This is a genomic window from Paenibacillus sp. FSL R7-0272 (assembly GCF_037969905.1).
In the GTDB taxonomy this organism is placed as follows: Bacteria; Bacillota; Bacilli; order Paenibacillales; family Paenibacillaceae; genus Paenibacillus; species Paenibacillus polysaccharolyticus.
In genome coordinates this window covers 4,631,366-4,647,292 of record NZ_CP150221.1, presented here as the reverse complement: position 1 = coordinate 4,647,292, position 15,927 = coordinate 4,631,366, and the positions used below count along the sequence as shown (strand labels likewise).

9 protein-coding genes are annotated in these 15,927 nt (G+C 45.5%); 5 read left to right on the top strand and 4 right to left on the bottom strand.

Annotated features, from left to right (window positions below; all coding sequences use genetic code 11):
• Positions 1–40: 40 nt before the first annotated feature.
• A complete protein-coding gene (locus MKY23_RS20590; protein ID WP_154957850.1) occupies positions 41–1,981 on the bottom strand; it encodes a carbohydrate-binding protein in 1,941 nt (646 codons plus the stop codon).
• Positions 1,982–2,762: 781 nt separating this feature from the next.
• Between MKY23_RS20590 and MKY23_RS20585 the strand changes: the two genes are divergently transcribed.
• The 3 genes from MKY23_RS20585 (at position 2,763) to MKY23_RS20575 (ending at position 6,092) form a co-directional block, all read left to right on the top strand.
• A complete protein-coding gene (locus MKY23_RS20585; RefSeq protein WP_154983262.1) occupies positions 2,763–3,122 on the top strand; it encodes a hypothetical protein in 360 nt (119 codons plus the stop codon).
• Between the two features lie 33 nt (positions 3,123–3,155).
• Positions 3,156–4,907, top strand: a complete 1,752-nt coding sequence (locus tag MKY23_RS20580; RefSeq protein WP_339831847.1) for an exosporium glycoprotein BclB-related protein — start codon at positions 3,156–3,158, stop codon at positions 4,905–4,907.
• A 240-nt stretch (positions 4,908–5,147) separates the two neighbouring features.
• Positions 5,148–6,092, top strand: coding sequence for a DUF5050 domain-containing protein (locus tag MKY23_RS20575; protein WP_339831845.1), 945 nt, complete (start codon positions 5,148–5,150; stop codon positions 6,090–6,092).
• Between the two features lie 154 nt (positions 6,093–6,246).
• Here the strand turns inward: MKY23_RS20575 and MKY23_RS20570 are convergent, their stop codons facing one another.
• Positions 6,247–11,220, bottom strand: coding sequence for a discoidin domain-containing protein (locus tag MKY23_RS20570; RefSeq protein ID WP_339831843.1), 4,974 nt, complete (start codon positions 11,218–11,220; stop codon positions 6,247–6,249).
• A gap of 439 nt (positions 11,221–11,659) precedes the next feature.
• The gene (locus MKY23_RS20565) at positions 11,660–12,478 is read right to left on the bottom strand and encodes an alpha/beta hydrolase (RefSeq protein ID WP_339831841.1); all 819 of its coding nucleotides are present in this window, start codon (positions 12,476–12,478) and stop codon (positions 11,660–11,662) included.
• Positions 12,479–12,624: 146 nt separating this feature from the next.
• Between MKY23_RS20565 and MKY23_RS20560 the strand changes: the two genes are divergently transcribed.
• The gene (locus MKY23_RS20560; protein WP_154887898.1) at positions 12,625–13,236 is read left to right on the top strand and encodes a hypothetical protein; all 612 of its coding nucleotides are present in this window, start codon (positions 12,625–12,627) and stop codon (positions 13,234–13,236) included.
• 139 nt (positions 13,237–13,375) lie between these two features.
• Here the strand turns inward: MKY23_RS20560 and MKY23_RS20555 are convergent, their stop codons facing one another.
• Positions 13,376–13,816, bottom strand: coding sequence for a hypothetical protein (locus tag MKY23_RS20555; protein ID WP_154887899.1), 441 nt, complete (start codon positions 13,814–13,816; stop codon positions 13,376–13,378).
• A gap of 456 nt (positions 13,817–14,272) precedes the next feature.
• On the opposite strand from MKY23_RS20555, the gene MKY23_RS20550 reads away from it, so the two are divergent.
• On the top strand, positions 14,273–15,832 hold the full coding sequence (locus MKY23_RS20550) for an acetamidase/formamidase family protein (RefSeq protein WP_339831833.1): 1,560 nt from the start codon (positions 14,273–14,275) through the stop codon (positions 15,830–15,832).
• The last annotated feature ends 95 nt before the right edge of the window (positions 15,833–15,927 follow it).

Genomic DNA, 15,927 nt, shown 5'->3' with positions numbered 1-15,927 from the left:
CCCTCCTGGAATGTCAAAATCGACAGATCATTATGAATGATTACGAAATTTCAAGATAATCGATGTAAGCATCCCAGGTACCATTATCCGTGGTCACAACCAGTTTGATTTCCTGATTCCCTGTGGCATGTGTGATGTTCGGCAAAGTTTGTACCGTTGGCTGTGTTCCGGTAAAAAAGAACGAACCAGCGGTTACCCCGCCAATAACGAGATCAACACGGGCTGTACTATTGTTGTTAGAAGCCCCGCGAAGAGAGAACTGATGTGTAGGGTTAGCAAAGAATTGATTGTAAGACGCAGAATCATTGTTAGCATAGAGCGCCACACCGTTAAAAGGAGAACTAATCAACCCGGCATATTGACCGGCAAGGGTCATGCTTTCCGCTTCAACGCGAGTCACGTTTGGATTTGGATTAGGGTTTGGATTTGGATTGGGGTTACCACCGGAACCGGAAGTAAACTGCCAGTAATCCAGATTGAACAGATTTCCGTTACCTGAGCCTGTAAATACCAGATACAGATGATGACGTCCTGTTGTGTTGGTGATATTGGTTTCGAGCTCACGCCAGTTCTGCATGCCACCTGTTGAAGTAACGTTAAGCGTGCCGATCAGAGTACCTGTCGGGCTGCCAAGGCGGAGTTCAATGTTACCATTTCCGGTAGAAGCTACGTTGGCCTTGAATTTCGATGCACCTGTTGAACCAAAATCCACATTACTAACAGCGACCCAGTCCCCATTATTGATATTCGTCACATTTTGGTTGGCGGTTGGTCCACCGCTTGCTTGAGTCGGCTGTGTATTGATGCCAGCTTGCCAAGCAATGGTCTCGGCTTCCACTCTGTTATACGGATTAAGGTTAGCTGTCTGAGGCACACCGGTCATGTTCCCTTGCACTTCCTGAATCGATCCGTCTGCGTTATGTGTCAGTCTGTTGATGTGGGTAGAACGGTATCCTTTGCCATCACCGAGGAAGGCTTTACTCACTGTTTGTGCATGATATGCGACATACCATTGGTTATTAAACTGGAACACGGCATGGTGGTTGTTACCGCCTACACCGAAGAATGCCCCCGGATTTTTGAGGAAATGTCCTTTGTATGTGAAAGGCCCCATCGGGCTGTCACTTACCATATATCCGATTTCACCTTTTGGGTAGGCTGCCGGATGGTTTCCAGCAAAGTTGATGCAATATGAATAGTAATATTTGCCGTTGTACTTATGAATACCTGAATCTTCGAACAGATAAGGTGCATCAATGGTCGTGGCACTACCAACTACACTGGTCATATCGGCGCCAAGACGAATGACACGCGCTGTTTTTGGATTTGCAATGGAAGCTGCATTATTTTCGTTCGGAATACCGCCGCCTGCATACAGATAAGCGGAGCCGTCGTCATCAACAAGTACAGCCGGGTCAAAGAGCCAAGTTACACCCGACATGCCAGGCGTTCCATGTGTGACAAGTGCACGTCCGAGTGGATCAGACCAAGGGCCGATTGGAGAATCAGCAGTCAGAACACCGATACCTGCACCCGAGTTGGCGAAATACAGGAAAAACTTATCTTTGCCCGCGATGGTTTTCTTGGCCATCGCTGGTGCCCAAGACTGGCTTGCCCATCTGGCAATGCCTTGTCCATTGTTGGCATTGTTTGCACCGGCTACCGGAATGTAGCCGTGGTCGGTCCAGTTCACCATGTCAGCCGAGGAGATCACGCTGATTCTGCCGATGGTGCCGTAGTTGTTTTCGCGAACAGATCCGTCGTTGTTGTAGAGGTAGGTATCCCCTGTCATATATACGTAGACCCGATTGTTGTGAACGAGTACGTAAGGATCAGCTCCCAATTTGTGATCGACGAGCGGATTGGCATTTACAGGCGTTTTGGCAACAGCATTATTTGCTGCATAGCTTGACTCGGCAGGTAGAGTGGAAAAAATCAAAATTAGTGACATCAGCAGAGCTAATGGTTTACGGATCTTCATACGTTCGCCTCCATTGAATTAGTATGGAATAGTGTTATTGAGTGTTACGCTGAATGGTTGAACAGAGCTGTTTGATGAGGGAGCTACAGTGAGAAGAAAAAGAAGAATGATGAGTAAATGTTCTTTATCACACCTCCTTTCAAAGAAGAGATCGATTGAATCGTACATGTTTGTGATCTATGGCTTAAGCCATACAACCTGTACAGAGAATAGCTATCTACTGTAGCAAGTTGACAGCGGTAACCCAGGAATAGGGTGGGGGAAGTACGAACTTGTGTGTGAAAAAGTATATAATTTGTCCTGTTGTGTAATGTAATCGCTTTCAATAGAATGGTTTTAAAAAGAAAAAAACAGAGTTGTGACTCGTTTTATGTAATTATTTTTCATTTTTGTTTAAAAATGTTTTTTTGTATTTGACGATATCATATCACATTTCTGCCACAATACAATCATTTTCTATCAAAATTTGTAAGAAAAAGTTGGGTGGAAGGTTTATTCATTTGTAAGAGTGACATCAATAAGATGTATCCAATGGTGGCCGTAGCTCCTTCATTTCATGAGGAACGGTCATTTTTGGGTTGAAATAAACACGGATTATACATATTTGCAAGCTCTGTATGGATGAAGTTATAGGTGTTAATGGCACTTATGGCTTGATAATGGTGAACTGTCCCCTGTCTATGGTCCACACCGCTGATCTAGTGAATGAATATGACTAATATGTGATCCATGATGTCAAGTAATGCTAGAGTAAGAGGTTCACAAAAGGTGGGATGGGAAAATGGCTATATTATCAACTGGACCGATCGAAAATAATGCCGTTTCCGGGGTTAGACCGACACAACAGGTAACGATCAAATTGGTGAGCCGGGCTGCTGTAGATGCGGTAAGTGTATCCGTTCAGGGTTATGTGCTGAGTACAACAAGAACGCTGTATGTAAGTGAAGTGATCAGTATTGCACCTAATGAAGCAGTGACCCGAAATTATTTTGCAAATCTAGATGCTTTTGAATTTGTGTTTGGATTAAGCGATGAACGAGTGGGAGACGTCGGAATTTCAGTGTGGGGCAAAGATGCGTCAGGTCAATTGGTGGATGCACACCGGGTAGTGGAGCACGAACAAACAGTTAAAGATCTGTAGAAAATACTTTTTTCGAAAGAAGGGAATGTAGCGATGAGCTTTTTATCGACAGGGCCGATCGAAAATAACGCTGTTAGTGGTGTTAGACCAACTCAATCCGTAACGGTTAGAATTGATAACCGCAGTGAAGTTACATCCTCAACTGTACAGATACAAGGGTATTATATGAGTGGCGGATTGAGAGTTTTGTATGTCAGTGAATCTTTGGACATCGCACCAAATCAAGTGATAACGAACAACTATTTTGCCAATCTGGATGCCTTTGAATTCACGTTTACTACTACAGCGACGGTTAATGATCCTCTTCAAGTCTCCGTATGGGGAAAAAGCAGCACAGGCTCTTTGGTAACAGCACATCGTTTAGTTTCTTCTGAGTTGCTGGGGGAAACTCCGAGTATGACAGGAGTCACAGGCGCAACCGGTGCTACGGGAGCGACGGGTGTGACTGGAGCTCAGGGAGTAACCGGGGCGACAGGTCCGACTGGTGCAACGGGGGGAACCGGAGCGACGGGGCCAGCAGGAGCAACCGGGGGATCTACGGGAGCAACAGGAACAACGGGTGCAACCGGAGCGACAGGTCTAGCAGGAGTGACGGGCGCGACCGGAGCAACAGGTCTGGCAGGAGTGACGGGTGAGACCGGAGCGACAGGTCTGGCAGGAGTGACGGGTGCGACCGGAGCAACGGGTCTGGCAGGAGTGACGGGCGCGACCGGAGCAACAGGTCTGGCAGGAGTGACGGGTGAGACCGGAGCGACAGGTCTGGCAGGAGTGACGGGTGCGACCGGAGCAACGGGTCTGGCAGGAGTGACTGGCGCAACCGGAGCAACGGGTCTGGCGGGAGTGACGGGTGTGACCGGAGCAACAGGCCTAGCGGGAGTAACGGGTGCGACCGGAGCAACAGGTCTGGCAGGAGTGATGGGTGAGACCGGAGCGACAGGTCTGGCGGGAGTGACGGGCGCGACCGGAGCGACAGGTCTGGCGGGAGTGACGGGCGCGACCGGAGCGACAGGTCTAGCAGGAGTAACGGGTGCAACCGGAGCGACAGGTCTAGCAGGAGTGACGGGTGCGACCGGAGCAACGGGTCTGGCAGGAGTGACGGGTGCGACCGGAGCAACGGGTCTGGCAGGATTGACGGGTGCGACCGGAGCAACGGGTCTGGCAGGAGTGACGGGTGCGACCGGAGCAACGGGTCTGACAGGAGTGACGGGCGCAACCGGAGCAACGGGTCTGGCGGGAGTGACTGGTGCGACCGGAGCAACAGGTTCTGGAGCGATTATCCCTTATGCATCTGGGTTACCAGCTTCGTTGACTACGGTGCTGGGCGGACTTTTGAATACCTCCAGCTTGGTTGGCTTTGGTAATAATGCGTCTGGAGTGACGATTAATGGAGGAATCATTGATCTCACAGGCGCTGCTGGAACCTTGCTGAACTTTGCTTTCTCTGCTCCGCGTGCAGGGACGATAACCTCACTGGCTGCTTATTTCAGTACGACAGCTGGACTCAGCTTGGTTGGATCTACAATAACACTGACTGCACAATTATTCCGTTCAACTACACCGAATAATACGTTTACGGCTGTACCGGGAGCCCTTGTAACTTTGGCACCAGCACTGACAGGCGTGTTGTCATTAGGCACGATCGCCAGCGGTTTGACTACAGGTTTGAGTATCCCGGTAGCCGCCGGTGACCGTCTGCTTATGGTCTTCTCTGCATCAGTAACCGCCGGAGTTGATGTGGCTTCAACGATTGCGGGATATGCAAGCGGTGGCCTTACCGTCACTTAATGAAATCTTTTACAGTACAATTTATCAATTCTAGAACACACAAAAAGAACCTTTCGCCATATGGTGATAGGTTCTTTCATCTGAGTTTACTTATAATTATGCTCACCTCATTTACATGCAGGGTCTGTAGTTATTTCATAACGGAGAGGATGCCAGAATGTAGAGTAAAAGGATTGTTCTATTTTTAAATTCAACTTACAATAGCTAATGTAGAAAAATACATAATTTAGGGAGAAAAGAATGAGAAGAAAATGGTTGGTAGCGTTATTAAGTGTGATCATGTTGTTAGGTGTAGTACCTGTATATGGGGCTGAGGATTCCGCTAAAACTTTAGTATGGGAAGGTTATGAAGATGACGGAGATTTGATGGGCATCAACGTTACAACATTCACAGGTAATAGAAGCAAAACAGAGTCTATATTCCCTAAGCGAGTTTCAGATGTAAAATGGGTTGGAGAGTGGATCTATTTTCTGATTGAAAATGAGCAAGACCCTTGGAATCGTCAGATGGCTAAAATTAAGAAAGATGGATCGGCATTAACCTCACTTAACAAAGAGGATAATTTTGCAAGGTTTACTGCTGTAGGAGATACGATTTATTTTGTTAAAGATGAAAGGACTGCGGAAACGCCAGATGCGTTGTCTTTCGGCTCAATGAAAACAGATGGTTCAAACGAACAAACGATATTGTCTAAATCTCCTTTTTATAATTTTAAAATAAACAACGGACATATCTATTATACAAACAGGGATAATGACAAGTTTTATCGTATGAATTTAGATGGTACAGGGTTGAAGAGCTTATCTTCTAAAGGTGTGGAGTTATACGAATTTTATGGGAATGTTATGTTTTTTTTGGAGATCGTAGATGGAGGTTATAGCTACAAAGGTCATTTTTCCGATTTAAATGCAAATATAAAAAAAACATTTGCCTCTAAAGAGTATATTGATCCCGTAGCATATATAAATAATAAGTTTTATTATCGAAGTTTTTCAGTAGACAAGAATGGCAAAAATAAGAGTGACTTGTATATTTATAATCGTTATACAGGCAAGAAGAGCAAGCTACGTTCTTTAGACGCAAATGATCGATTTATAGGTACAGTAGGCGATGGTCTTGCATTCCTTTCTTTTGAGAAAGGTACTGTTTATAAGCTTGGATATGATGGTAAAATCAAAAAGTAATGATTAGCCTGACGATGGGCATTCTATCATATATCACAAAAGGAAACAGGGATCTCTGCCGATTATGGCTTGAGGTCCCTGTACTTTTTTACATCTTTAGTTATAAGATGTGCCGAATTTGAATCTTTTAAAGTTTAGTCATTGGTTCAGCGTATCAACGGTACAGTCTCAATTCAGCAATAGACCACCACCACTCGGGAGTATCCGAAGTCAAAGCAATTTTGACATATCGTGCCTGCTGGGTCGTAAACATCACGGGGATTACAGAATCTGTACCCAGAGCATCTGAAACCAAATTCCATTGCTCGCCATCCGTTGAAGTGAAGACTTTATAACTGCGGGCATAGTCATTGGTGCTGCTACCTGAGTCCATAGTTAACCGGCTGAAATTCTGGATGCTTCCCAGATCAATCTGAATCCATTGGTCTCGTTGTTGTGCAGATGCAGAGGTCCAGCGTGAGTTCAGATCATCATCCAGCAGTGCGCTAACGTCTTCAGACGTAGAAGCAGTAACTGTCCAAGACGTCCGATCCAGTTCAGTAGGTAGCAGATCATCCTGTTCATCCGGTACCCATGGTGTCTGGTCGGCGGTATAAACCGCGATTTCTGCTAGAGACCACCAGTGGGAATCCGTTCCGGACTGAACTATCTTGATGTATCGTGCCTCCTGGGTAGGGAAAGAAATGGAGAGCACGGCATTATCTCCTTCCCCCTTAGCTACAGCGTTTCCCCAATCCGTGCCATCCAGAGAAGTGTATACTTCATAACCTCGAGCATAATCCTCACTGCTGTGAGCACTATCCAGTACAATCCGATTCACAATCTGTGAGTCGCCCAGATCCAGCTGAATCCACTCTCCGCCTGTTTGTGTCTGACCGGAAGTCCAGCGTGTTTGATCCGAACCATCCAGTATCGCTGCTGCAGTTTCCTCATTAGAAGAGGCTGTGACGGACCATGCATCTGGCAGGAGACGTTTTTGTTTTCCTGTTCCATAGTGCTGAACGAACAACTCAGAGATCGACCACCATTGGTCGGATTCACCCGTCTGCATGATCTTCACATAACGGGCCTGTTGTTCAGGGAAGGTGATGGAGAGACGTCCTGACGCTCCTTCGCCTCCAGCAATGGATGTTCCCCAGTTTTGCCCGTCATCGGAAACGAAAATGCGATATTGCCGTGGATAGTCATCCTTGGCGTTCCCAGAGTCCAACTCGACTGCATCAAAAGCACTTGTTTGCCCAAGATCAATCGTGATCCATTGTCCCTCCGCTTGCTTTCGCCCGTTCGTCCATAATGTCTCTTTTTTTCCATCCAGCATATGAGCCGTGATATCGGTTCCTTTTGTGGAGGAAGCGGTCACGATCCAAGTTGACCGATCGGGCAATGGAGCTGGATTTGGATGTTCAGGTGCTTGGACCAATTTACCAAATCGGGCGAGCTTAAGTTCCGAGATGGACCACCAACTGTCTGCTGGAGCAGTCAATACAATTTTGATATAACGCACAGTCCGCATCCCTAAATCGACGGACAAGCTCGGAGACGATCCTGTTCCCTGTGCAATTGGTTTACTCCAGTTCTCATCGTCTTTCGAAACGTAAACCTCGTACCCGCGGGCATAATCACCCCAGTTATTGCCGGAGTTCATAAAGAGAGTATCCATCATCTGCTCGCTGCCCAGATCAATATGGAGCCAGTCTCCAGGCTGTTGCGTTTGTCCAGATGACCAGCGAGTAGCCAAATCTCCATCAATCATGCGTTCCACTGCTTCCGAACTGGAAGAGGCGGTAATTGTCCATGAGCTGCGATCCAGATAAGTGACGCCTTGTGAAGCATCCGGCTGCTTGACTACCGTATTTTCTAATGGATTGACCTTTACTTGAGCCTTAGCATAGACGGTAGCTGAACCCAAAGCTCCGCTGGCATTATAAAATCGAACCGTTTTGGCGGTATCGGACGGATTCCAGATTTGCGCTGTGTAGACGCCGTCCTTTTCGTAGACAGTTACTGCCGGAGAATCAGCCCAAATATCCATTGTACGTGTTCCCGTGGATGCCATACTGTGCATGAACCAGTATGCGTTAAAGACTTCGTTTTGCTGCATGTCTTTCGTATTCCACTTTGCAAGAGCGGCTTCCGGGTCCCCGATGGATTGGAAAGGCCAGATGATGTGTTGCCATGTGCGCTCCTGCTGACCACCCAGATCCTTGATCAGACCGTTGTATAGTGCGGCGGTATTCTTCGGATCACGGCCATAATAGGTCATCCACTCCGCCGGCGGCAGCCAATGAATGCCGTAAATATGCTCTGCGTCGTTGGAGAAGTACGTGCCATACAGGTAAGCACTGCCGTATACATGCCCTACGGTAGCGTGTTTGTATCCTTCCAGCCAGTTATCTCCATCGTAGTTGAACCAATATTGCTCGGCCGCTTTTTCTTCGGTGACAAAGCCCCAGATGCCTGTATCGCGATAGGCTTTATTGCCTGTGACCTCGCCCCACATATATTGCCCGACCCAGCTGAACAGAGCTTCGCCTGCCGCTTCCTGATTGTTTCCGCTGCGATTGTCGGCATAACCGCCCGCCCAGGAATGGCCTGAATAGGGATCAAAGTTACGCATCCATGGGAATTGATTATCTGTTCGCGAAGGATTGGCGTAATCCCGGATCAGCAACTCAACCATATCTCCATAATCCTCTACAAATGTTGGATCATACATAGCCAGCACCGCAGATGCAAAGACGTAATAGCCATACGTAAAATGATGATCCGTCAGCCCGGTGTTGACGCCGAACCCGCTTCCGTAAGGGAAGATCGTTCCCCATTGCTCTGAGTAATAAAAATAATAGGAGTGAAGACGTTCATCCGGTGAGTAAGTGTACCAGTCTGTCAAAATGTTTCTTAACAGGGACAGGTAGTGGTCCCGACGTTCGTGATCCCCAAGCTGGTCGCTAATGAGCACACCCAGCGCAAGCGGATGAAGCTTTTTCCCCTGCCAGTAGGGATCTTCGCTCATTAAATTGCCTGACGTATCTGCATCAAGCTGATCCAGATAGCTGATTAATTGCGCGCGCGAGTATGTCGGATCATCCGGCTCCACGAATTGCGGAATAATGCCGTAGAAACGATCCTGTGTCGTAAAGCTGTTGCCTTCGCTTACTTTCATCATCCCGCGAATGGAAGGATAAGTGAGCTCCGTAAGTGGAGTTGTTGCAATTTTCCACTGGTGCGGGAACAAAGCCATTAATGTGCTGGTGGAAAAGTTGGCACGCTTCGTTTGTGTAACGGAGCTGAAGGTTGTTGTAACTTGGGAAGTGCTCTCGTTGTAGTTGTAATCAACCTTCGTATCCGTCACAAAAGCATAGGCATGCTGGTAATAGTATGCTAATTCTGATGCAGACGGCAGGGTAGCCAGCGACAAATAATTTTCGTTTGATCCCAGGTTGATCTTAAGTGTATTGCCAAGCTTTACAAATGTGGTTCCTTCTGGTGCATAAAGGCCGTAGTTTCTTTTAAAGGTTTGCGGTGAAGGTGCTCTGTCCTGATTGGTGACTTCTACACCGATATGATCGCCTGTCCATGATTCCCCGTCTTGCAGTACAATCTCACGGTTTTGATCATCAAAGAGACGTGTGATATTCGGTGAACGGAGCAGGATCGTGTCCGGGTTCTCGAACGTGTTGTACAGGAAAGGGGAGCCTTTGACAAAGGTTGTATTGACCTTCGCCGTGTCATCATCACTCATGATAATGTTTGCGGAGTAATCTCCGTATCCGGCTACCTTGGTATTCACCTTGGCCGGATTCATACTGCTTGTAGTCAGGATAAGGTCTGCTTCACCATCTGCATCCATCGAATTGCCGTCAGCAGAGAGGTATCCTGCACCAGGATTCAAAATATGAAGTCCCTGCTTGGTGTATCGATTTTTGAACGGAAGTGTAACCAGACTATTTCCATCGCCTAAATCCGAAACAAGAATTGACTGCCACCAGTCATTAGATGGAATCGGAGCGGTAATGTCGGCTGTGCGATTTTTCGGGTTTTTCGGTTGTAGCATCGTGATGTCATTAATGGCATAACTGCCGGCCCCAACCTGTACTGAGCTCATCTCCGGGATAGCCGGAATGGTGTAGACCGGTTGTTCATCACCTTGAATATACTCATATACATCAAAGGCATAGAGCGAATATCCGTTGGTTGTACCACGGCCAAGTCCTGCGAACTTTACATATCTGGCTTCTGCATATACAGGAATGTCATCTCGTCCACCATTACTGTGTAGCTCCCGAAACAACGTAGTCCATTGCTTTGCATCGCTCGATACCTGAATGTCATAAGCGCGTCCAAACGCATTTTCCCATTGTAGCGAAATTCCTCCGATTTCATGACGCTCGCCAAGGTCCACAACAATCCATTCCTGATCCTTGTAGATGGAAGACCAGCGTGTACCTGGGTCACCATCTGTCACATTGCGCGCTTCGTAATTGCGCTTTTCCATCTTGGCCTTATCTTCGGCGGAGCGGCTAGGTTCGTCAATCTCTTCCGATGACGCCATGACCGATTTACCAAGGGCAAGGTTGGTAGCAATCGGTTTCGGAGGTGGATTTGCTCCGCCCGTTCCATACACATTGAACGCGTACAGAGATACACCGTAGGCCTGCTGTGCTCGTTCATGACTGAACAAACGTACGTATCGTGCATTTGCGGAAACCTCAACTTCCGTCATACCGCCTTGCCCCTTCGTTGTGGAGTATACTTGCGTCCAGTTCACCTCGTCATCGGACACTTCAAGGTCGAAGGCGGAAGCATAAGCATTTTCCCACTCAATCGAGATGTTCGAGATGGAAGCCACTGCACCCAAGTCAACATAAATCCACTGAGGGTCTTGCTGCCAAACACTTTCCCACCGGGTATTTTTGTTGCCATCCACGGCATGATCAGCTGTATTTCCGCCAAGGGATGAGGAACTATACACCGGTCTGTTCAGGGATAAGAGATAAGACCCTTCTGCTGCAGCGTTTGCTGCCTTGCTTGGCCATAGCGGCACACTGCTGATCAACAATAGCATAGATAACAGCAGGTTCACGCAGATACTGCGTTTGTTTCGTTTGTGACTCGTTCGTCCCTTCACATCTTCGTCTCCTTTGTTAGCTCTTGTCTTTCCATTAGACAGAACTTTCTCTTTTTCCTAACAACCTGTTATATGTATGATTCTGTTCTCCCGTGCCGCATTCCTGAGATTGATTTCAGGTTGCAATCATGGGATATGCGGATGTTCATTTGTTGTATATCGATCATTTGGAGTGGATTATAAAGTTTTTTTAATCGTTTTCGTAGAAAAAGAGACATATGTCCTACAGGAGGCAAGCGTGGTGTGTAACTATGAAATGCCGAATTAGGATTACGGTCGGATAGCAATATAATGTTTTCTTTTTACTTTTATCTAAGCGAGATACTATCCTTCCTCAGGCACCTCTGATCGAGGTAAGTTGTTACAGGCAAGTCAAAAAGCTCGCTATTCGCGAGCTTCATGAATTTCTATAGGGAAGATTGAAACCCCGATACATAAGTTATTGCTCTAGCATAGAAATGATTGCTTGTTGCACAAGCTCAGGTTGTTCAAGGTACACATAGTGTCCTGAGTTTGGCGCAGTGACATGAGTAGCCTGATTAGACAAGGATGCTAAATCTTGTTGCATTTCAGCCCATTTGATTTCCATTTCTGGTCCCATGCCATGTTCTGTTGCAGAAATTACGGTTAATGGTAAATTCCGCATTGCATCCTTGGCACGCAGTTTTTCGATATATTTAAAGCTCTTGGTTACTTCTGCATAATCCCCTTCCGCAGTAAACTGTGACTGGTACATCTCTATAAATTCGGGCGGCAAGATTGCCAGAACAGCTTCCTCTTGCTTTTCGTGAGAGGCATCGATCAGCACAGCTCCTGCAACTTCATTGGTATAACGATCAGCAAATCCTCGCACATTTAATCCGCCAATGCTGTGTCCTACCAGTACATATGGACCTGGAATATTAGCTTTTCGAAGCAGCTTATGTAACTCTTTCACCTGTTGTTTTGTTGTTTTATCTTTGGTAGTATCGTCACTAAGTCCGAGCCCAGCACGATCATAAGAAACCGTTAACGTTTTATGGGATATCTTGGATTGGATACCAGACCAGACGGATGAATCGTCACCGTATCCGCTAATGAAAACAACGGTAGGGAGAGACGTTTTCACTCCTTGAATATTCGCATACAAAGCAACCCCTGTACTTACTTCATAGAGCCCGCTAGAGCCAACCTGATTCGTTTTCCCTTCTGCAAGTGGAGCTGCCATCAGAAAAACCAGACAAAAACTTAGAGTTAAAGATAGCCAACGTTTCATCATACATACCCTCCTAATATGGGAATAATTAAGATATTCATTCATATCAGAGTATATTCTTTTGAGGTAAAAATGTAAATAATTATGTTAATTATATAAAATTTTAATAAAATATTGATTAATTGAAAATTGAGTCTTGGAGGGATACGATGAAGCATACTTACCTTGTTTTATTGTTAATAACGATGTGGCTTACTAGTGCATGTGAACAGTCTGATCGTAGCAAGGGCAAAGGAGGACATGGAGATTCTGCTTCTCTGATAGGGAGGGGAACGACCAACAATCCAAGTTTATCTACTTTGGATACGGAGAAGGCTTATGAACTCTGTGCAGAGGTTTTATCTGGATATTACAAAGTCATATGGAACGGTCTGGAATTTGACGTTAGTAGATATATTGATAACCCGAACCTCAAACTATATACGGAAAAGAAGATCAGATCACAATATAATCTGTTTCGCAAGAACAATTTAACTTATAACCAAGTGAGAGAGGTCAAGATGGAAGCTGAAAAAGTGGATTATATTGAAGGAGAGCAGAGTTTTTATTATCTAAAAATGAATGCACGTATTATAAAGGATGTAGGTGAATATGCGGAGTCTACTGAATTCTTGGTACAAGATCTGAAAGGAAAGGTAGTTATTGTGGACTGGTATACATCTGGAAAGGATAGTTACGATTCTATTATGCGTGGGAAGAGTCAGGTGATTAATAATCCTGCCATCTGGGAGAATAGTGAACGGGTGGATAAATTGAAATAGTGGATCAGGTATTGTAGAGCCGTTATACTTGTTACTTACTACACTCTGGCTTCAAAGCCCGAAGTCTGTGTTAATGTCCTTCAGGCTGTTGGTAGAGTATCGACAAGTGTTAGTGTCTCCGAATGCAGGCTCTATTGTTTCATCTGCTTGGCCCTGCAGCATGTTGCACGGTCAGTGATTCGGCGTCAATGGTCACCGTAAGATCGAAAAAGCGGTCACTGTGCCCCTCTCTCCAGTCCTCCGGTACATCTTCGGAATAAAACCAGAAGCGAAGCAGTCGCCGCTCAGGGTTTTGCAGGAGTTCAACAGCGCAGTCAATTGAGCATATGGACAGATCAAGGATAAGCGGCGGCGACCATCGCTGTACTGCTTCAGTCCATTCTGATACTAGTTGCTTAGCAGCTTCTACAGCAAGGAGTAAATGAAGTGCATACTCCGAACCAGTCAGTTTTTCCGCAATGGTCTCCTGGTGCTTGACGTTCGTAGCTTCCAGAAGTGCTGGAACATCCTTGCGGTCGATATTAAAGATGCTACTTGGAAATTGCAAATTCGAATGTATTCCATGATATGACTCCGTCATCGTTGTTCACCTCTTCTTGATGGATTGAGGAGGTACCCCTCAATAAGTTTAGCAGGTCTAAATCCTATTTTAGCACGTTTAATAGATAACAAAATTAGGGGCGATTTTTATTATTTAAATGAAGTCTATAGAATGAATTTGATAGATCACGACGTGTACCCCAACCAATATAGTGCCTAAAAAGCCGATGAATAAATACGGGCAACCACCGCATTCCCCTCATAACTGATATCTGAAGAATGTTCATTAAGTTTAGGAAACATATTTAAGTTTTACACGCCTTTCATATGTTAGATATATTAACATTTGTTTATGATTTAATAAGTTTTTCTCGGGTTATAGCCCTTTTTTGTTACTTTTGTTAACAAGAAAATATTGTTTTAAATAGATTTATATGTTACTGTTTATACGTGTTATATAATATTACATAATGTTGCATAACCTAGGGGGGACGTGATGTTTATTAACCGAACGATTAGGAAAATTGGTGTTTCAGTAGGGATTGTGGGTATGTTTACATTTGCTCTACCTTCAGTGGGATTTAGTATGCCGTTGCAACCAACAACATTTGATAAGGTAGAAGGTGATTATTATGTAACGTCTGCGATTGAAAACGTTCGCTGGGGATCACTGCCTAATCGAGATAGCTCTCCGATTCTCACAGTACCATCAGGAAGTGCTGTAACATTTGATACGGTATCGCATGAGGGACTGATTGAAGATCAGGGGAGAAATCCAGTGGAGTACTTCGGCAAATTCGGTATCTCCCCCGATGGCGTGTTGGATGATGCTAAGGCAATTGCGGCTTCTCCAATTAAGCATGATTATGTAAAAGACGGACCTCATATCATCACTGGGCCAGTAGCCGTTGAGGGAGCAATGCCAGGAGATGTTCTTAAAGTAGAAGTCCTTTCGTTGCAAACTCGAGTTCCCTATGGTGTCATTTCTAATCGTCATGGTAAAGGTGCCCTTCCTGACGAGTTTCCAGAAAATACAGGCCCACAAGAGGGGGCTAGCGCAACAAAACCTGAACTATATAATAATGTATCTATATTTACACCTATTGAAGAGATCAACGGTAATTGGTATGGTTTGTTACCAACAAAAGCTGGGAAAAATGTACGTTTCCCCATTAACCCGTTTCTAGGTGTTATGGGGGTTGCACCGAATACCAGCGAAGTAGTGAGTTCGATCCCGCCTATTGAAACGGGAGGGAATATGGATATTAATGAGTTAGGTGTCGGTGCAACTATTTATTATCCGATTCAAGTCAAAGGCGGTTTATTTTATACTGGAGATCCACACTTTGCTCAAGGAGATGGGGAAGTAGCGTTAACTGCGTTGGAAGCTTCTTTAAGGGGGACGGTTCGGTTAACGCTGTTAAAGAAAGGTGATCCATCGATCCCGCATCGTGGAGAATTCACACGACCCTTTGCTGAAACAGAGGAATATTGGATTCCCATTGGACTTGATCCTGATTTGAATGAAGCAATGAAAGAATCGGTACGTGAATCGATTCAATTCTTATCCGATAAGCTTGATATGGATAGAAGTGTAGCTTATGCGTACCTATCGGCGGCAACGGATTATGAAGTATCCCAGGTCGTAGACCGAACGAAAGGGGTTCATGGGCTCATTCGAAAGAGCGATTTCCTTGAATATGTTGACGTTGCAATGAATGTAGGGGGTACGACCATCAAACCGGTTGTTCATAACGATGAATTTTACGTACCGATTCGAACCATTTCGGAGCTATTGGGCGGTACAGTCGTGTGGGATAATAAGACGCGTACAACACAAATCCAATTAGGCACGAAAAATATAAGTGCTCAAATTGGTTCGGATGTGTATTCAATTAACGATAAACTAGTGTTCAATAGTAAAGTGCCAAAGCTTTTAAATGGCGAAACCGTAGTTCCGGTTTCTGTTATCAATGAAATACTAGGTGCTTATGTAAACTGGACGACGATCGACAAGACGTTAACAGCAAACGTATCGTTAAGTAAAAAGCAATAATCGATTTCATTGTTCAATCGTGGTGGACGGATGTCCATCGCGTTTTTTCTTTTAACGTGAATCAAAAAAAGGGACTAACTGGGAGTTTGTTAACT

Excerpts from the sequence above, each read along its gene's own strand:
- MKY23_RS20585 (WP_154983262.1), top strand. The coding sequence starts at position 2,763 with ATGGCTATATTATCAACTGGACCGATCGAAAATAATGCCGTTTCCGGG.
- MKY23_RS20560 (WP_154887898.1), top strand. The coding sequence starts at position 12,625 with ATGAAGCATACTTACCTTGTTTTATTGTTAATAACGATGTGGCTTACT.
- MKY23_RS20580 (WP_339831847.1), top strand. The coding sequence starts at position 3,156 with ATGAGCTTTTTATCGACAGGGCCGATCGAAAATAACGCTGTTAGTGGT.
- MKY23_RS20575 (WP_339831845.1), top strand. The coding sequence starts at position 5,148 with ATGAGAAGAAAATGGTTGGTAGCGTTATTAAGTGTGATCATGTTGTTA.
- MKY23_RS20555 (WP_154887899.1), bottom strand. The coding sequence starts at position 13,816 with ATGACGGAGTCATATCATGGAATACATTCGAATTTGCAATTTCCAAGT.
- MKY23_RS20550 (WP_339831833.1), top strand. The coding sequence starts at position 14,273 with ATGTTTATTAACCGAACGATTAGGAAAATTGGTGTTTCAGTAGGGATT.
- MKY23_RS20590 (WP_154957850.1), bottom strand. The coding sequence starts at position 1,981 with ATGAAGATCCGTAAACCATTAGCTCTGCTGATGTCACTAATTTTGATT.
- MKY23_RS20565 (WP_339831841.1), bottom strand. The coding sequence starts at position 12,478 with ATGATGAAACGTTGGCTATCTTTAACTCTAAGTTTTTGTCTGGTTTTT.